At 69.7% G+C, this 16,937-nt stretch carries 17 protein-coding genes; 7 read left to right on the forward strand and 10 right to left on the reverse strand.

Annotated features, from left to right (window positions below; all coding sequences use genetic code 11):
• The first annotated feature begins 335 nt into the window (after window positions 1-335).
• A complete protein-coding gene (locus AB0I21_RS50450; protein WP_360572106.1) occupies window positions 336-1,100 on the forward strand; it encodes a hypothetical protein in 765 nt (254 codons plus the stop codon).
• Window positions 1,101-1,434: 334 nt separating this feature from the next.
• Here the strand turns inward: AB0I21_RS50450 and AB0I21_RS50455 are convergent, their stop codons facing one another.
• Entirely contained in the window at window positions 1,435-2,238 is an 804-nt protein-coding gene (locus AB0I21_RS50455; protein WP_360572108.1) for a maleylpyruvate isomerase family mycothiol-dependent enzyme, read from the reverse strand.
• Between the two features lie 374 nt (window positions 2,239-2,612).
• Here AB0I21_RS50455 and AB0I21_RS50460 point away from each other — a divergent pair, with 374 nt between their 5' ends.
• From AB0I21_RS50460 to AB0I21_RS50470, 3 genes are all read left to right on the forward strand, one after another.
• Window positions 2,613-5,993, forward strand: a complete 3,381-nt coding sequence (locus AB0I21_RS50460) for an AAA family ATPase (RefSeq protein ID WP_360572109.1) — start codon at window positions 2,613-2,615, stop codon at window positions 5,991-5,993.
• A 64-nt stretch (window positions 5,994-6,057) separates the two neighbouring features.
• A complete protein-coding gene (locus AB0I21_RS50465; protein ID WP_360572111.1) occupies window positions 6,058-6,933 on the forward strand; it encodes an SMI1/KNR4 family protein in 876 nt (291 codons plus the stop codon).
• Window positions 6,934-7,248: 315 nt separating this feature from the next.
• Window positions 7,249-7,749 carry a DUF1707 and DUF4190 domain-containing protein gene (locus AB0I21_RS50470; protein WP_360572113.1) on the forward strand — a complete coding sequence of 167 codons (501 nt, stop codon included), beginning with the start codon at window positions 7,249-7,251 and terminating at the stop codon, window positions 7,747-7,749.
• 681 nt (window positions 7,750-8,430) lie between these two features.
• On the opposite strand, the gene AB0I21_RS50475 is transcribed toward AB0I21_RS50470, so the two are convergent.
• Window positions 8,431-8,778 (reverse strand): hypothetical protein, encoded by a 348-nt coding sequence (locus AB0I21_RS50475; protein ID WP_360572115.1) that lies wholly within the window; start codon window positions 8,776-8,778, stop codon window positions 8,431-8,433.
• A 416-nt stretch (window positions 8,779-9,194) separates the two neighbouring features.
• Here AB0I21_RS50475 and AB0I21_RS50480 point away from each other — a divergent pair, with 416 nt between their 5' ends.
• Entirely contained in the window at window positions 9,195-10,007 is an 813-nt protein-coding gene (locus tag AB0I21_RS50480) for a DUF6308 family protein (protein WP_360572117.1), read from the forward strand.
• A 99-nt stretch (window positions 10,008-10,106) separates the two neighbouring features.
• Here AB0I21_RS50480 and AB0I21_RS50485 read toward each other — a convergent pair whose 3' ends face one another.
• The 3 genes from AB0I21_RS50485 to AB0I21_RS50495 form a co-directional block, all read right to left on the reverse strand.
• Window positions 10,107-10,661 carry a GrpB family protein gene (locus AB0I21_RS50485; RefSeq protein WP_360572119.1) on the reverse strand — a complete coding sequence of 185 codons (555 nt, stop codon included), beginning with the start codon at window positions 10,659-10,661 and terminating at the stop codon, window positions 10,107-10,109.
• 117 nt (window positions 10,662-10,778) lie between these two features.
• Window positions 10,779-11,462 (reverse strand): DUF6766 family protein, encoded by a 684-nt coding sequence (locus AB0I21_RS50490; protein WP_360572121.1) that lies wholly within the window; start codon window positions 11,460-11,462, stop codon window positions 10,779-10,781.
• Between the two features lie 81 nt (window positions 11,463-11,543).
• On the reverse strand, window positions 11,544-11,936 hold the full coding sequence (locus AB0I21_RS50495; protein ID WP_360572123.1) for a hypothetical protein: 393 nt from the start codon (window positions 11,934-11,936) through the stop codon (window positions 11,544-11,546).
• Between the two features lie 66 nt (window positions 11,937-12,002).
• On the opposite strand from AB0I21_RS50495, the gene AB0I21_RS50500 reads away from it, so the two are divergent.
• The gene (locus AB0I21_RS50500; protein WP_360572125.1) at window positions 12,003-12,626 is read left to right on the forward strand and encodes an SGNH/GDSL hydrolase family protein; all 624 of its coding nucleotides are present in this window, start codon (window positions 12,003-12,005) and stop codon (window positions 12,624-12,626) included.
• A gap of 13 nt (window positions 12,627-12,639) precedes the next feature.
• Here the strand turns inward: AB0I21_RS50500 and AB0I21_RS50505 are convergent, their stop codons facing one another.
• Entirely contained in the window at window positions 12,640-13,452 is an 813-nt protein-coding gene (locus AB0I21_RS50505) for a hypothetical protein (protein WP_360572127.1), read from the reverse strand.
• An 86-nt stretch (window positions 13,453-13,538) separates the two neighbouring features.
• Here AB0I21_RS50505 and AB0I21_RS50510 point away from each other — a divergent pair, with 86 nt between their 5' ends.
• On the forward strand, window positions 13,539-13,802 hold the full coding sequence (locus AB0I21_RS50510) for a hypothetical protein (RefSeq protein ID WP_360572129.1): 264 nt from the start codon (window positions 13,539-13,541) through the stop codon (window positions 13,800-13,802).
• Between the two features lie 208 nt (window positions 13,803-14,010).
• Here the strand turns inward: AB0I21_RS50510 and AB0I21_RS50515 are convergent, their stop codons facing one another.
• From AB0I21_RS50515 to AB0I21_RS50530, 4 genes are read right to left on the reverse strand one after another with little or no spacing between them, the layout of a single operon-like run.
• Entirely contained in the window at window positions 14,011-14,676 is a 666-nt protein-coding gene (locus AB0I21_RS50515) for an alpha/beta hydrolase (RefSeq protein WP_360572131.1), read from the reverse strand.
• The gene (gene paaK, locus AB0I21_RS50520) at window positions 14,673-15,968 is read right to left on the reverse strand and encodes a phenylacetate--CoA ligase PaaK (RefSeq protein WP_360572132.1); all 1,296 of its coding nucleotides are present in this window, start codon (window positions 15,966-15,968) and stop codon (window positions 14,673-14,675) included. The genes AB0I21_RS50515 and paaK overlap by 4 nt, the downstream gene beginning before the upstream one ends.
• Entirely contained in the window at window positions 15,965-16,402 is a 438-nt protein-coding gene (gene paaI, locus AB0I21_RS50525) for a hydroxyphenylacetyl-CoA thioesterase PaaI (RefSeq protein WP_344509882.1), read from the reverse strand. Before paaI ends, paaK begins: the two co-directional genes overlap by 4 nt.
• A gap of 21 nt (window positions 16,403-16,423) precedes the next feature.
• Window positions 16,424-16,897 carry a hypothetical protein gene (locus AB0I21_RS50530; protein WP_360572134.1) on the reverse strand — a complete coding sequence of 158 codons (474 nt, stop codon included), beginning with the start codon at window positions 16,895-16,897 and terminating at the stop codon, window positions 16,424-16,426.
• Window positions 16,898-16,937: the final 40 nt, after the last annotated feature.

Genomic DNA, 16,937 nt, shown 5'->3' on the forward strand with positions numbered 1-16,937 from the left:
GGAACCCTCGGCGGTTCGGGTGTCATCGACGCCCTCACGGGCGCGATCGACGATTGCCCAGAACTCGTCCTGATCCATGATCGCCATGCCGCGATTCGCCGCCCAACCCCTTGACCTAGAGGGGAGCCTTGAGCGAGCGCCCGTCCCCGGGTCTCGGGTAGGCCCAGAACTGCGCACGAAGCGTCGCCACCATCGGCGAGATTCTGCGCTCGCTCGGCGGCTACTTCTGAGAATTGCGCCCTTGATCAGGAGGCTTCGGGCATAGGCTTTATGGTCTGGGCACCAGTTGTGGGTGGCGTCCTGCCCGCGCAGTTCGTTGCGAAGGTTGGTTACAGGTGCTGACGGGCGCGGTCGAGGTGTACGCGAACCACGGTGTGCTCATCGTGGGGTCGACCGGCTGGCCGGAACTGGAACGGAACGACGGCCCTGCCGATGCCGACGGGCGGCATGTGGTGGTCAAGACGCGTGGGCAGGTCGCTCACACCCGGGTGTCGTTCTGGTCGGAATCGATGCCTGTGCTCGGAGCGCTCGTCTTCGATGGCGACCTCGATCTTGAGGGCTACACCATCTGTGTCGGTGACATCGAAGGGCTCCGGAGATGGACGCAACGGATCGGGCGGACAGGTTCCCAGCGGGTGATCGTCCGGGTTGACGACCCCGGCTACGCATCGCGCGTGGACGTAGGACTGGACATCAGCTCCGATGCCCAGGTGCGGCCATTGCCCGCGGCCGGCGGACCGGTGCTGTTCAACGTCCTCACATCGGAACAGAACGGGATGAACCTGTCCGACGAACGAGGTCTGGCGCTGGACGGTCACGACTCACCACATGCGCGGCTTGCGACTGCGATCGGCCTGTTGTCCGATCGCAGTCCGCTGCGACCAGGGCAGGACGGGTATGAGGCGGGCCTGATCGCGGAATGGCTGCGATGGCTGAGGACCGATCTCGACCGCGCCGGCGCGGTCGCACTTGGAGAGCAGCTTCGACAGATGGTTCTGATCGCACGTACGGACAATCCCGCCGGCGACAGGACAGTCGCACCTGACGATGCCGCACGCATCGCCCAAACGATCCTCGACGCCATTGTTCGAGGCGCCTGATCGGCGGTCAGTCGACCGGTAGCACCGATGCGTCGAGCTGCCACGCGTCGGCGGGGAGGAGGACCCACAACGGCCGTTCCTCCGGGGAGGTCGCCGATTCGTAGGCCGTGGTTGTCTCTCGCGCGGCCCGGCTGTGTGGTGGCAGTAGCGCATCACGATCCAGTACGCCGGGCCGTCGCCGCACTCTGCCGCCTGCCTCAGCAGTGCCAGCGCTTCAGCCTCGGCCGGGCCGCCTTCGTCGGTAAGCTCGCCGCCTCGCCGGAACCACTGCTCCGCGTCGTTCTCCCGGACTTGAAAGCACGGGGCGTACATCGGCTGCGGTGTGAACCAGTTGTCAGTCGGCGGCGTGGGCGGTGTTGTCGAGCCAGTGCTGGGCGAGGGTGGTGTCGCCGTTGATGGTGATGCCGGTGGCTTCGTGGTCGGTGAGGGGGAGTCGTCGGGTCAAGGTCAGGAGCAGTGATCCCGCCGGGCCGGTCATTGTCACGTCGGCCTGGTGGGTTCCGGGCTGCCATGTCGCGCGGTCGGGGCGTCGTTCGACGAGCCAGGCGCCGGTGTCGGCCGGGGTGTCGGTGGCCAGCCACTGCAGGGTCTGGCCGGTGCCTCGGAGGGCTTGGGCGGACTCGGATCGCCGCATCTCCCACGTGGGGGAGGTGAGCATCGTGAGGTGGTTGCTGATGAGCGCGGCTGCGATGTCGGCGTCGATGTCGGTCGGCCGGTTCGCCGCGTTGGCTGCGTCGAAGCCGTGGACGACGGTCTCGTTGAGCATGCTGGACATCCAGAACTGCGTCCCGGAGCGCTCGTCGCCCGCGGCGTTGAACACCGGGGCGTCGAGTGCGTCGTCGGAGCAGGCGGTCGCGACCCGCTGCGCGGACTCCGACAGCCACGCCTGCCACTCGCTGGGGTCGGCGGGGAGCACGGCCATCTCCGTGGGCAGCTGGGTGGGGTCGGTGATGCGCCGCTCGATGATCTCCGCGACCCAGTGCTGGGTCTGGCCCACGTGCTCGACCAGGTCGGTGACGGTCCACTCCGGGGCCGTCGGCACGGCGGCGTCGGGTCCGGCCGCGGCGGCCGATTCCGCCAGGCGTCGGGTGTACTCGACGATCGCCTGCCGGGCGCGTTCCGGGTTCAGCTCGGTCATTGGAGAGTCCTTCCGTGGGTCGGCGCGGACGAGTGCGACCAGGTGCGGTGCGTTGACCGTTCGCCGGCGGGCCCGGGCGGGCTTGAACGCCGTCGCGACACCTTGAGCATTGGGCGTACCTTACCGAGCGGGCGCGCCACGCCCACCCTGTTCAGAAACGACGCAAGCGCCATCGACCGTGGTCCTGGCAGGTTTCGCCCTGCTAGGATGCGACTTTCGCGGTTGTTAGCTGGCAATTGTCGTATCGTCCGGGAGTCGGCGTGGCTCTGCCCGGTCAACCTGTCCGGCCGGGCAACGAAGATCGGCCGGCCAGTGGCGTTCCCATACGCCTTCAGGTCCTTGGTCCGTTGCGGGTGTGGTGCGACGGTGCCGAAATGGATGCCGGTCCCCGGCAGCAGGCTTATCTGCTGGCCTTGCTGCTGGCCCGGGTGGGTAGGCCGGTCGGCACGAGCAAGCTGATGGACCTGATCTGGGACCACGAGGTCCCCAGCAGTGCGCTCAACGTCATCCACAAGTACGTCGGCGCGTTGCGGCGACTGCTCGAGCCCGCGGTCCCCGCCCGTACACACGGTTCCTACCTGCACCGCCGCGGAAACGCCTACCTGTTCACCGCGCCCCCTGGCACCCTGGATCTCGTCACCTTCCGGGAGCTCGTCGAGACGGCCAAGGAGGCCCTCGCACAGCAACGCCTTGAAGTGGCGCTCGATCGCTATGTCGAATCGCTCGGCCTCTGGCGGGGCCGTGCGGGCGACGGGTTCACGCACAGGTCAACCGCGCTGCCGATCTTCGCCGCCATCGACGAGGGGTTCTACGCCGCGTGCACTGAAGCGGCCGAACTGGCCGTGTCGCTGCGCCGACCGGCACGGGTGCTGGCGGCGTTGCAGCTGGCCGCTTCGATGGCGCCGTTCCACGAACCCGTCCATGCCAGCCTCATCTCCACGCTCGGGGCGGCGGGACGTCAGACGGAGGCACTGTCGTTGTTCCGCGAGTTCCGCGCCCGCCTTGCCGACGAGCTCGGTATCGATCCTGGCCCGGAGCTGCAAGCCGCACACCTGCGAGTGCTGTCGCAGCCCTCGGCGTCGCCGCTCGTGGCGCGTACGGACGGTGGGGGTGACGGCGCGTCGGTGCGAACGGCAGCTGGGCTGGTCGGCCGGGCCGAGGAGCTCGCCGTACTGCGGCAAGCCGTCGAGATGGCGTTCACCGGCCGCCCGGCGCTCCGCATCGTCGAAGGCGAGCCGGGCGTGGGCAAGACCCGCCTGGTGCGAGAGATCGCCACCGAAGCGAGCCGGCGTGGCGTGCTGGTCGTGTGGGGTTCATGTCTGGAAGGCGATGGAACACCGTCGATGCGGCCCTGGGAGCAGACGCTCCGCCCGATTCTCGACAGCCTGCCCGCGCCGTTGCGGGAGAAGTGGCTCGCCAGTGAGGTCGGCGGCCTCCTCGAATCGCGAGACGACGATTATGCGGCCGCGCCGGCGATTCTCGACAGCGGTGCGCAGTTCCGGCTGTTCGAGCAGGTCGTCACCGTCGTCGGGCAGGCCTCGGCGCCACGGCCCATGCTGCTGATCGTCGATGACCTGCAGTGGGCCGACGCCGCCTCGCTCCAGCTGTTCGGCCACCTGGCGGGCCGCTTACCCGCCGGCACGGTGATCATCGGTGCGCTGCGCGATCGCGCACCCACCCCCGGCTCCAGCCTGTCGCGGGTACTGGCTGAGGCCAGCCGGCTGCCCGGTCACCGCAGGATCCGGCTCGGCCCGCTCGGCTTGACCGACGTGACCGAGCTCATCCGCCGCGAAACCGGCCACGATCCCGGTGCCGAGGTCGCCCGCGACATCCATGTCCGCACCGCCGGCAATCCGTTCTTCGTCCAGGAGCTGTCCCGGCTGCTCAGCGACGGCGGCTCGCTCGGCGACGGCGGCGCATCACCACGGGCCGGGGTGCCGGGCACCGTGCGAGACGTCGTCCGCGATCGGATGACCGGTCTCGACGACAGCGCTCACAGCCTGCTGCGCATCGCCGCGGTCATCGGCCACGACCTGGACCTCGACCTGCTCGCCCGCGCGATCGGCGTCGACATCGCGGACTGCCTCGAACGCCTCGAACCGCTGCAAGCACTCGGTCTCCTGGAGACCAAGCCGGAAGACCCGTTCTCGTGGCGCTTCGCGCACGACCTGGTCCGCGAGTCGGTCACCGAGACCACTGCGCTGCAGCAGTCCGTCCAGCTGCATCTACGCGTCGCCGACGCCCTCGAACACATCCATGCGGACGACGAGTCCGTCGCCGAACGCCTCGCCTACCACCTGCGGGGCGCCGGACCCCTGGCCGACCCGGGTCGCACCGCGAAGGCACTGGCGCGCGCCGGTCGCCGCGCGGCAACCAAGCTCGCGTTCGCAGCCGCCTATCGGAACCTGGAGTCGGCCGTCCAGATCGCCCGGACCGCAGGGCTGCTGGAGCTGGAACTGTCCGTCCTGTCGCTGCACAACCTCCTCGCCGTCGAGCCCCCGGGATTTGGCGGCTCGACGTTCGATCTGCTGGAACGGGGCGCATATCTTGCCGGCAAACTCGGCCGCGAGACGGCCGCCGCCGAGTTTCTCTTCTTTCGGATGACCGGGGCCTACGTCAGCACCGAGAAAGACCGTGGGATGTGGGCTCGCCGGCTGCATGAGCCAGGCCAGGCGTCCGCGGACCCGATCATCCAGGCGTACGGCCGGCAGGCCTGGGGCCTGTACCACTGGGACATCGGCGAGATCGGCGCGGCGTATCAGTGTTTCAGCTGGCTGGGCCATACCACTGCGGACGGCGTTGCCTCGCTGCTCGCGAACTCCGCCGACCCGCACCCAGGGCCGGCTCAAGAAAGCCTGTACCACCTTGCCAGCCAGGTCGGGGGTGCCCCGATTCGATGCCGCCATGACCTCGGACGCTGGCGGATCCCGGATGAGTGGGTCGGTTATCTGGCCGTGATCACCGCGCTGCAGGGCGATGTCGAGACGGCGCGGTCCCTGCTCGGCACGGTGTACCAGGCCGAGGGAGACGCTTTTGAGATGTCGGGCTGGACCCGCTACCAGACCATGGCCGCCTCGATGGCCGGTGATGCGGCCTGGGCGATGCAAGCGACCGAGCGGTGGGTCGCGGCCAGCGCCGACCTTCCCGGCGTCGCGCAGGAAGCCTACATACGGCTGGACTGGTACTGGGCCCGTGCCCTCACCGGCGACGACCCGGCCGGCAACGCGGCCAAGGCCGAACATCTCCTGACCGCGACCTTGCACGACCCGCCACGATGGGGCCTCGCCTACTGGTACGGACTGGTCGCCGAGATGTGGCTGGCAGCCGAGATGCCGGACAAGGCCGCGACCGCCCTCGACCGGGCCGACCAGGCCATCAAGGCCCACGGCCAGCGCTATGCCGAAGGACTTCTCCTGTTGCTGCGCGCGCCTGCTGCACGCCCGCGGCGAACCCGTCGACGTCGTCCGAGCCGCCGCCGACGAAGCCCGGGTCCGATCCGGCGAACGGGGGGCCCACCTCTTCGCCCGCCGCGCCGAGACGTTCCTGGCCGAGCTCGAGACGCAGACCAGCGTGGCAACCGGATGAAGGGCTGGCTACGCGTCTCGGAGCAGGCCCAGGCCGGCCAGGCTGGCCGCGGTGTCCAGGATCGTCTCCTCGATCGGCCGGGGCCGCCAGCCCAGGACCTCGCGTGCTTCTGCACGATTGGCGTTGCACCAGCTTCGTTCGTCCGAGGAACCGCCGGAACGGGTTCGTGAGGGCATTTCATCGGGCGGTGGGGCGGTACGGCCCGGGTTCCGAAGGTCATGCACGATACGGACTGTGCGTATTGAGCGTTTCGAGTTCTCCGTTGATTCCGTCGAGACCGTCCCGGACGGGTGGCGGCTGGAGGGCGAGCCGGGGTATCACCCGCGGCACTGGGCACGGCCGGGTGAACGCTTCCGCCTGGCCTGCGAGGAGCATGGCCGACGGCAGCGCGACGTGGAACTGGTCGTCGTAGATCTCACCGAGTCGTACGCCATCGTGAGCGGCACCGGCGGTGACCTGCTCCGGCCGGACGACATCGTGTCCGGCGAGCGCTCCGTCGCAGACCTCGCCGAAACGCGGCGGACGCCGACCGAGGCTGCCGCGCATCTGGCTGAAATCCTGGATCTGCCGGCCCTGGCCGATTCCGCCGGGAACGGCAAGGACTGGTCGGCGGTGGAGACCGAACTCGGCGTCACACTGCCTGGCGACTACAAGGCATTCATCGACGCTTACGGCCCGGGTTCGGTCGATGACCATGTCCACGTGTGCGCCCCCGGCGCGGCCGAGGAATGGGCAGACCTGGTCGGGCACAACTCCTACGCGCACGAGTGCGTCGGCACGGAGTTCTTCGGGCTGGGCAACTGGCGGCGGGACTGGCATCTGGGTGACGCGTCGCATTGGAACCCGGACCGGGAAGACATTCCCTCATGGTTCGAGCCCGGCGACGATCTGATCTCCTGGGGACACACCGGGAACGGCGACTTCCTCTTCTGGCACGTCAAACCTGGCACGGCCCCCGACAACTGGCCCGTCATGTTCAAAGAGGAAGGCCCGCTCTGGGAGCAGTACGGAGCCGGATTCGCCACCGCACTGGCTGATCTGCTGACCGGCGAAATCCAGTCGGAGTATCTGAGCCGCTGGCTGGGCGGTCCGCACTCCTACGGCCGCTGATCGGCCGCGGCCATGACCTTCAGAGCGGGGATCGCCGGAGGCCGCGAGCGCGGCACGGTCGGCGAGTTCCGGTCGTCAGCGGTTGGGTCGGCCAGGTCCGGTCCGGTCCACCGCCGGGTGCGCCCCGCCGTGCACGTATTCGTCCGGGTCGGGCGTGATCTCGGTGCATGCATCGTGCGCGGACCTGCGGAACGTCCCGGAGGGCGCCGATGATTCGTTGAAAATTTGGCCAAGGGTACTCTTGTCGTCGGTAAATCGGGGGACGCGGCGTCAGGGTGCGTTCTGGGAGAATCCGCCCGTGCCAGGTGAAACCAGATGAACGAACGCGTCGGGAACGCACAACGGACTCATGTCCTCGACCTTTTGAGCAATGCCCTTCAGGAGGGCTATCTCGACCTGCCCGAATTCGAGCAGCGGATGAGCATCGTGACCGCAGCGAAGACGGCGGATGAGCTCATGAGTCAGCTTGCAGATCTTCCGCTGCAGTTCCGCTGGGATCCCAGGGCGCTGTCATCCCCGACCGTGCGAGTGCTGCCGCTGCCGTCTGCGCCATCGACGGCACCCGGTCGTGATACGCGCACGACCGCCATCGCGTCACTGGTACTAGCCATCGCATCCATTCCGTTGTCGGTTTGTTTCGGCATGGGAGGTCTATTTGGAATCGCTGCTGTCGTATTAAGCAGACCTGGGCTACGCAGCTCGAACGACCACGGCAAGGCGATGACAGGGCTCGTCCTTGGCTGTGTCGGGATAGCCGCGTCGATCGTCATGGTGCTCCTTTTTATTTTCATGCCAACAACGCCTACCACGCGATAGTGCCTCAGTCGGGCACGGCGGCGACGACTGCTGGGTCGATGTCGCGTGCAGCTGTCCGGACGGTACGGCTGCCGTGTGCCGTTCGGCGTGCACACCGGCCCGCAGTTCCGGGCGAGTAGCAACGTGACCGCTCCCACGGCGAACCTCCGCCCTTGCCGACGGCCTCAGTCCGAAGCATGCCCCACATGCTTCGACACAAGGCGAGGCTCGAGCAGGGCGACGCAAGTAGCCGCCGTGCGAGCGCCGGGGAAGCATGTCGGCCACGTTGGAGGCGGGCGTGGGTCGGGTCGCGCTTGATGCGGTTGTGGCTCGGGCGGGTGGGCTGTTGATGTCGTTCAACGGGCCGGTGTGCGATTTGTGGACTGTGACGCGGCATGCGGCGGTCGCCGGCCGTCTCCGTCAGGCGATCGAGTTGCGCGGTCCTGCCGGCCCGCGAATGACACCGCCGCCGCCACCTGTCCACCGCCGGCCAGCTCTGGGGACTCGTCCTCGACGAGCCGTGGCCGCTGCAGGACTACGGCTGGTTCCCCGCCTGCACCCCGTTCGGCCGGGGGCCGGACGCCGGGTCGAGCTGACCGGCCTCCAACGGGCGCGCCGTCCGCGCCGCCCAGAACGGGCGCAGCCGCGGTACCAAAGCCGCCAGGAAGGCACGCGCGTCGCCGGGGCCGCGTAGCGGCAGCCTCACGCCCACCGAGAAGACCCCCCACGTGTACTCGTCCGGCCCGCACACTTCATCGCAGAACTGTGCGGATGCCCGGCCCGGAAGTATCCCGCGCCCTCGGCAGTCCAGAGCAGCCCCGCACGCCCGTCGTCGGGTGCGATGACGTATCCGTCGCCCTCGACCCCGAAACCGCTGATCATGCCGAGCCGCCACCCGTCGACCTCGGACTCCGCGACGACCGGAAACCCGTGGTACGCGGGCGCGTCCTCTGGCGGCGCCAGGAACGCAGGCAGCGCCGGATCGGTCGTCACGGCATCCTCGTCGACCAGCACCTCTCGGACCACGGGCGGCATTTGCTCCTCAGACACGCCGTCGATCCTCGCACTGACCGACTTCATCGACCGACGGCATCCTCATCTATCCGTGATCCGGCCGCTAGGGTTACGGCGCTTATGGTGCAGCCCTGTCCCCCAGTCGCCGCCGGGTGATCGGACAGCCGCGCGAACATGTCGTCAGTCACCATACGGAACCACAACCATGCCGACGGCAGGTCAGGGCGCTGGGAAAATAGTGCGTGGCAGACCTCCGCTCAACACCCATCCACGAGGTTGGGTCGACCTGCACTTCGAGCCGGGCCGGCACTTCCCCGACATGTCCGCACTGGTGGGTCTCGGCGATGCAGCTCGCGCGCTGCGTGCGGAGGGGCGGTCTCTCGACCGATCCGACAATCGATGTGAGACGTTGGTGGCGGCGGCCGTTCTACGCCGGCGGGTAGGTTCCTGGCGTGGACTTCCCGCCTTCTGACGCTGTCCTCGACGTCACCCGCGGTTTCCCGGGGAACGTGCTCGGCCCGATCCCGGTTGCTGGGGCTGCGCGTCGACTGCTCGCGTATTGCACGACGCCGGGGAGTGGCTGGAGTAGCTACGATCTTGGCGCGCATCACGCGCGGCGCTTGGGCATGTTCGACTCCGTTACAAGCTGGTCGCTGCTGTACGCAAACGCGTTGAACGGTCAGGTGACGCTCGACAACGTCGCCGCGTTCGACCGCAGCCTTCGCCGCGACTTCGCCGGACGCCTGGCGAAAGTGCCGCCCGGCCGCGACCTGCAGAGGATGGACAGCGACGAAACCATTGCCGTAGTCGACGTCTGCTGCTTCGGGTTCCGCGGTGTCTGGGGTCCGAAGGCCACAAAGCTGGCTGCGCTGTACCGCCCGAACAGCGTTCCGGTGCTCGATGGTCACGTTGCTGAGGCATTCGGGTACGACCGGGACGCCTTCTCTGTTGGCACGGTGCAGCGAGGGCTCACCCGGCGCGAGCGCATCGAGACCGTCGTTGGCGCGTTGGCACGGGGTCTCGCGACGCACGCCGCCGAACTCACTGAACTCCGCCGCGTGGTTGCTCCGACCGTGCCCGAGGCGAAGGACGTCTCCGACCTCCGGCTCTTGGACATGGTGCTGTGGACCACGCAGGACGACAGGATGGCCCGTCGGAGTAGGCAAGGACCCTGCTGGATCGATCGCCCACCTGGGCAGCACATCGACATCGAGGATTCGGCGCCCGAGCCAGTTGTGGCAGCCGGCACGAGCATCGCTGGCTAGCACAGAAGCACGATTAAAGACGGCATGCACTGCCCCTGATCCTCGCCTCCCAGTGGACCGAGGATCCGCTCTGCATTATCCGTCCGGTGTCGGAGGCCGTCACGGTCTGCGGGGATAACTGACGGTCGGAGCTTGCGTCCTGTCGCGCACGCCGAGGACCTCGTTGACGAAGTCGTCCTTGTTGCGCGCGTAGGCCATGAGGTCGGCACCGTGAGCGTGCGCGAGATCGCGCTTGAGTTGCTCGTACCTGGACCGGTAATCCGCCCGGCACCGCAGCGCATCGCGGAACACGACTCGTCGCCGCCACAGCAGAGAGGTCGGCTCTGTGAGATGAAGGTGGAAGTTGCGCTCCCACCAATTGTCGGTCGCCGGTTTGAAGAAGTAGTGCGCTTCCTCCGGACGGTGCACGCCGTTGCGGTAGCCGAGCGCGGTCACAACGTCGATGGCGGCTGCCGCCTCTGACAGGCTCCGCACCGGCGCCATCATGTCGATGATCGGCTTTGCTGCCAGGCCGGGAACCGATGTGGAACCGATGTGCTCGACCGGCCCGGCCAGCCATCGCGCCAGAGCCGCGCCGAGGCTGATCCGCTCCTGCTCGAACAGCACAGCCCATTGCGGATCGTACGGGCTGAGGGTGATCGGTATGCCATCCACAAGACTCGCCTCTCAGTACGAAGTGCATGCAGGCCGAGCAGTGCCGCCAGGTCGCCGACCGGGATCCCGACCAGCCGCGCGAACGCGTTGACGCAGTCGTCGGCCACGTTGTTTCCCTCAGCCTTCGATGCCGGTGGAGGTGTGGGAGGCGCCGACGGGTTTGGACTCTGGGGAGCCTCGTTGGCGCAGGTAGACGGAGAGGATCACCATCGAGAAGACGGCGAGGAGCTCGGACTGCCAGTTTTGCAGGGTGCGGTTCCAGAAGTCGGGTTCGGTCAGGTAGGCGGCCCAGGAGACGGGGGGCTGGCGGTGGCTGAGCTGGCGTTCGTTGAAGGCGGCCACGCCGGCGATCGACTGGGCGAGCCACGACAGCGCGAAGATGCCGCCCATGACGAGGCCGAGGGAGTTGGACAGCAGGTGCAGGCGCCAGCCGGTCGTGCGGGCCCAGGCGGGTGAGTCGTCGCGGGCGAAGGCACCGACCAGCTGGTCCTTGTCGGACTCGGTGCCGGGCTGGTCGAGCGGCTTGGACTCCGGGGATCCCTTCTGCAACAGCCAGACCGTCGCCAGGATGTACAGGGAGAACTGCAGATACTCCGACTGCCAGTTCTCCGCGACGTCCACCGCGAAGTCCGCCGACGTCAGGTACCGGCCGAGGGAGACCGGCAGGAGACCGTCGGTGACCTGCTGCTGGTTGAAGTCGGCGTGCCCGGCGAGGCCTTGGCCGACCAGGGCGAGGACGAACAGGACGCCGAACACCACGCCGAGCGCGTGCTCACGCAGGACCCGCCGTGCCCCGCTCACCGGTGCAGCAGTCCGATCGTGATGACGTAGGCGAGACCGGCGCCGACGACCGTCAGGCACAGCACGAACATCAGCCGCATCTCAGTCTCCTTCCACGGCGCACTGGTACGGGCGTTCGCCGCGGGACTGGCAGCCCGCCGCCACGACCCGCCAGCCGCCCGGGAACACCGCCAGGAACTCGGTGTCGCCGGCGTGCACGACGCGGGCCCATTGCCCGTACACGTCGACGTGGCGCACCGCGTCGGGGGCGGGCAGGTCCTGGTCGAGGATCGCGGCGGCGCACGGGGCGTCGGCGGACCGCTCCAGGGCGCTGACGGTCCCGGGTGCGAGCAGCCGGCAGGCGGTGGCGCCGTCGCCGTCGCGGACCGCCGTCAGCAGCCGGGTCGCCGTGGCCGAGGCGGCGTCGCGCCGGCCGCCGTCGCCGCAGCCCGCGGCGAGGAGACCCACGAGGACCAGCACCACAGCGATCCGCACGCTGTCCGTAGTGCCCCGATCTGGGAGGTCGCACACATCGTGCGGGGCGGATGAGATCATGGCGCGATGATGTTCGAGGCTGGGCAGCGCATCGTGTTCATCGGCGACAGCATCACCGACTGCGGGCGGCGGGACGTGCGGGCGCCCTACGGTGACGGGTACATGAGCCTGGTGCGGGCGCTCGTCACGGCCCGCTTCCCCGGCACCCCGCTGACCTGGGTCAACCGTGGGGTCAGCGGCAACACGGTCCGGGATCTCGCCGCACGCTGGGACCGCGACGCGATCGGCCAGCGGCCCGACTGGCTGGTCGTGATGATCGGCATCAACGACGTGTGGCGGGCGTTCGCCGGGCGGCCGCACGAGGCGGTGCCGCTGGAGGAGTACGAGGCGACCCTGCGCACCCTGCTGCGGAGCGCGGTCGACGCCACCGGCTGCCGGTTGCTGCTCGCCGACCCGTACCTCATCGAACCCGACCGCACGGAGCCGCAGCGCGCCGAGAGCGACCGCTACGCCGCGGTGGTGGCGGGGCTCGCGGAGGAGTTCGGGGCGCCGCACGTGGCGACGCAGCGCGCGTTCGACGCCGTCCTCGAGGTGTCGCCGCCGGACCTGTGGGCCGACGACCGTGTCCACCCGGGCCTGCCCGGCCACGCCGTCATCGCCGACGCCTTCCTGCGCGTGATCACGGGCTGAACCGGCCGATCTGCTACCGGACCCGCCCAGGATCGGCCAGGAACTCGGTGATGGCCCGCCCCGGCACGTCCGTGACCCCGAACTCCCAGGGCGCGGCGTCGAGCTTGCGCTGCACCGCCGCCCGGATCGCTCCTGCGTCGTCCCCGTCCGGCGAGACGAGCCGCTCGTAGGCGTCGTCGTCGGCGTCACGCAGCACCGCCCGCAGCTCGGGCATGCCCAGGTGGTCCGCGGCGGCACAGAGCCGGTCCGGCGGGAGGTCGGCCAGCACCGCGCCCAGACCACCGCCGACGGCGCGGTCGTGCAGCCGCCGCAGCAGCGCCAGGTGCCGCAGCCCGACCGGTCCGGCGGCGGCCGGCGGCTCATCGACGGGCAGTGAACCGGCCGCGTCCCACAGCACCTCGACGAGGTCCCGCAGCAGGTACCCGCGCCGGTCGCCGACCCAGGCCGGCGCGGGCCGCCAGCGGCGGGTGGCGCGCAGGTGGTCGAACCCGGCGCCGATGGTGACCGTCTCCAGGGCGTCGACCGCGAACCGGCACGGCAGGATCGACGCGAGCGGCACCACCCCCGGCGTCCCGGTCAGCGACACCCACGCCAGGGTGGGATCGTCGGAGTCGACCAGGTCGTGCCATCGCCCGCCGTCCAGCAGCGCGACCTGGCAGTGGTCGGCGTCGATGACCGACACGACCACCGCGACCCTTCGTTCGTCGTCGCGCCAGGTGTACGAGGGGTCGTCGCCAGGGTCCGCCGACATCAGGATCCGTTGCACGTCACCCGGCGCGGCGGCCCGCAGCGTGCGGGTCAGCCCGAAGATCCGTCGCTCGATCACGCGCAACTGTAGCCGGTTGACTTAACCCGTTTTAGCCGACTTACTCGGTTCAGTTCGCACCGACCGCCAGCGGAAGGAACCCCCTTATGCGACTTGCCGCGCTCGCGGTGTCGGCCGTCGTCGTCTGGGCGGCGGCCTCGGCCGTGCCCGCCGCGGCGGCGCCGACGCCCAGTGGCACCGCCACCGTCGCCGACGTCGTCACCTACCTGCAGAGCATCACCGGCCGCAACATCCTGTCCGGCCAGCAGGACGGGCCCAGCTCGGCACCGAACACCTGGCAGCAGAAGGTGCACGACATCACCGGCGAATACCCGGGGTCGTCGCAGGGACCGGCGGGGCGGTCGCGCTGACGTCGACGAGATCGACGTGCCGGGGCACGCGTCCTACCCGGAGCTCAACGCCGACGGGGTGGCGCCGGCGGTGTTGACCGGGCGGGGCAACGCACCGGGTTCAGCTCCCTCGCCACCGGCAAGGAGGTCACGTACCGGTTCATGGGCGACGTGCTGCGGGAGGTGGCCGCGCAGGACCGGAACGACGAATGCGCACCCGGGCCGGCGGTCAGCCCCCGCCGCTCAGCGCGGATCCCATGGCGGTGAGGCGGTCGGCGACCGCTCGCGGGTCGACGAGCTGGTGCAGGTGCCCGCCCGGGAGGTGCTCGACGAGCCAGCCGCGGTCCTCGGCCTGCGCCGCGGCCGGCGCGTAGTGCGCGGAGAACCGGAGATACCCGCACGGCACCGCGTCCCAGCCGGCCGGGACGGGAAGCCGCTGCTCGTAGTACCAGAGCGGAATCCGCGGCTGCTCGGCCTCGACCGCGCGCCTGATCAGCGGGTCCGGGACGAGCTCGGCGAAGTCGGCGCCGGGCCACCACGTCGTCCACGGTGGGAGCAGGCCGTCGACGACCCTGTCCCGCAGCCGGTCCAGCGCGCCGGGCGCGACGATGCCCGTGGTGGGGCCGGTGCGGGCGGGCAGCGACGCGTCCACGAACACGCACGCCGCGACCTGTTGCGGCATCGCACCGACCACGGCCGGCATGAAGTAGCCGGCGTTGCTGTGCGCCACGAGGATCACCGGGCCTTCCCCGGCCGAGGCGACGACCCGCTCCACGATGGCCTGACCGGACGGGGGGATCTCGTGCAACGCCGGCACCGCCGCGTCGAGCAGCGCCGCCACCGGCGCCCACGACGCGGGCCCGAGCAGCGGGCTGTGCATCAGGACGTAGTTCACCGCGGGCGGTTGTCGAGGATGCGCTTCGCCTTGCCGACCGAGCGCTCCAGCCCGCCGGGCGGCAGCACCTGCACCCGCACCGTGACGCCGACGTTGTGCTTCACCAGTGCGGCGAGCCGGCCCGCGAGGGAGTCGTCGACGGGCTCGGTGCGGGCCTCCACGCGGACGGTCAGCTCGTCGAGGCGGCCGGGCCGGTCGATGACGCAGATGTAGTGCGGGGCGAGGCCCGGCACCCGCAGGATCAGCTCTTCGATCTGGGTCGGGAACACGTTGACGCCGCGCAGGATCATCATGTCGTCGGAGCGGCCGGTGACCTTCTCCATCCGGCGCATCGTGCGGGCGGTGCCGGGCAGCAGGCGGCTCAGGTCGCGGGTGCGGTATCGGATGATCGGCAGCGCCTCCTTCGTCAGCGACGTGAAGACCAGCTCGCCGCGCTCACCGTCGGGCAGCACGTGATCGAACACGGGGTCGACGATCTCGGGGTAGAAGTGGTCCTCCCAGACGTGCAGGCCGTCCTTCGTCTCCACGCACTCCTGCGCGACCCCGGGCCCGATCACCTCCGACAGCCCGTAGATGTCCACGGCGTGCATGTCGAGCCGCTCCTCGACCTCGCGGCGCATGTCCTCGGTCCACGGCTCCGCGCCGAAGATGCCGACCTGCAGGCTCAGCCGCTTCGGGTCCACGCCCTGCCGGTCGAGCTCGTCGAGGATCGTCAGCATGTAGGACGGGGTGACCATGATGATGTCGGGCTCGAAGTCGACGATGAGCCGCACCTGCCGCTCGGTCATGCCGCCGGACACCGGGATGACGGCGCAGCCGAGCCGCTCCGCGCCGTAGTGCGCGCCGAGCCCGCCGGTGAACAGGCCGTAGCCGTACGCGACGTGCACCCGGTGGCCGGGGCGCCCGCCGGCCGCGCGGATCGAGCGGGCCATCACGTCGGACCACATGTCGACGTCGGCCTGCGTGTAGCCGACGACGGTGGGCTGTCCGGTGGTGCCACTGGATGCGTGGATACGGGCGATGCGCTCCCTGGGGACCGCGAACATCCCGAAGGGATAGCTGTCCCTGAGGTCCTGTTTCGTCGTGTACGGGTACCGCGCCAGGTCCTCGAGCGAGCGGCAGTCGTCCGGGTGTACGCCGGCCTCGTCGAACTTGCGCTTGTAGAGGGGCACGTTGTCGTACGCGTGCCGCAGCGTCCACTGGAGCCGCTTGAGCTGCAGGGCGCGCAGCTCGTCGACGGACGCGGTCTCGATCGGCTCCAGGTCGCCGGGGCGCGGGCTCAGGTCTCTCACGCTCGTTCCTGCCCTTCCAGGATGCGGCGGCCGAGGGCTCTGCTGCGGCCGCGGAACTCGGCGATGACCGACCCGTCGGCGGTGCGCACGGTGACGTCGTATAGGCCGCTGCGCCCCTGCCGGACCCGCTCCTGCGCGACGGCGGTCAGATCGTCGCCGGGCTTCGCGGGCGCGACGAACGTGACGTCGAAGCCGGCGGCCACGGTCACCTCGTCGTAGGTGTTGCAGGCGATCGCGAACGCGCTGTCGGCGAGGCTCGCGATGAGCCCGCCGTGACAGATGCCGTGGCCGTTGGCCATGTCGTCGCGGACGCGCATCGCGATCGTCGCCCGGCCGGGCGAGACGTCGCCGAGCCGCATGCCGAGCGCGCGGCTCGCCTCGTCACCGTCCCACACGGTCCGCGCGCAGCGGCGGGCCACTTCCTCGGGGTCCATGCACCTTGCATACCCGGGTTTTCACACCGCCGCAAAGGTACAGACGGCCGCGGCGAGCATCAGGGTGTGCAGGATCATGTGCTCCAGGTTGGGCCGGGGCCGGTCGCCGATGCGGGGCAGGACGGTGACCGTACGGGCGTACGTGCGGGCGTGCAGCTCCGCCCAGGTGACGCCGGCGCCGGCGGTCGCCCACGGTGCGGTGCGGCCGGCGAGGTACGGCATCCACCACAGGATCAGGCCGCCGGCCACGGAGAGCGCGGCGAGCGTGCCGGCGGCATAGCCGAGGACCGGCAGGTGCAGCGCCTTCCCGAGCCCGAGCAGCACCGCGGGCAGCGCCATCACCGGGGCGTTGATCGCGACCTCGGTGCGCTGCTCCTCGCGCTTCGCGTCGCGCACGTTGTTGAACGGGTACAGGTCGACCAGCGTCGTCACCAGGAAGTAGCCGACCACGGCAAGGATCAGGACCAGGGCGAGGACGAGCACGTCAGCCTCCATGTTTACGGTGTAAGCATCCCGTCGTCTGGTAGTTTTGCTT

Source organism: Dactylosporangium sp. NPDC050588 (assembly GCF_040654975.1).
In the GTDB taxonomy this organism is placed as follows: domain Bacteria; phylum Actinomycetota; class Actinomycetes; order Mycobacteriales; family Micromonosporaceae; genus Dactylosporangium; species Dactylosporangium maewongense.

Bases quoted from the DNA above. Each gene is read 5' to 3' on its own strand.
- AB0I21_RS50460 (WP_360572109.1), top strand. From the start codon at position 2,613: ATGGATGCCGGTCCCCGGCAGCAGGCTTATCTGCTGGCCTTGCTGCTG.
- AB0I21_RS50530 (WP_360572134.1), bottom strand. From the start codon at position 16,897: ATGGAGGCTGACGTGCTCGTCCTCGCCCTGGTCCTGATCCTTGCCGTG.
- AB0I21_RS50500 (WP_360572125.1), top strand. From the start codon at position 12,003: ATGATGTTCGAGGCTGGGCAGCGCATCGTGTTCATCGGCGACAGCATC.
- paaI (WP_344509882.1), bottom strand. From the start codon at position 16,402: ATGGACCCCGAGGAAGTGGCCCGCCGCTGCGCGCGGACCGTGTGGGAC.
- AB0I21_RS50470 (WP_360572113.1), top strand. From the start codon at position 7,249: ATGAACGAACGCGTCGGGAACGCACAACGGACTCATGTCCTCGACCTT.
- AB0I21_RS50510 (WP_360572129.1), top strand. From the start codon at position 13,539: ATGCGACTTGCCGCGCTCGCGGTGTCGGCCGTCGTCGTCTGGGCGGCG.
- AB0I21_RS50455 (WP_360572108.1), bottom strand. From the start codon at position 2,238: ATGACCGAGCTGAACCCGGAACGCGCCCGGCAGGCGATCGTCGAGTAC.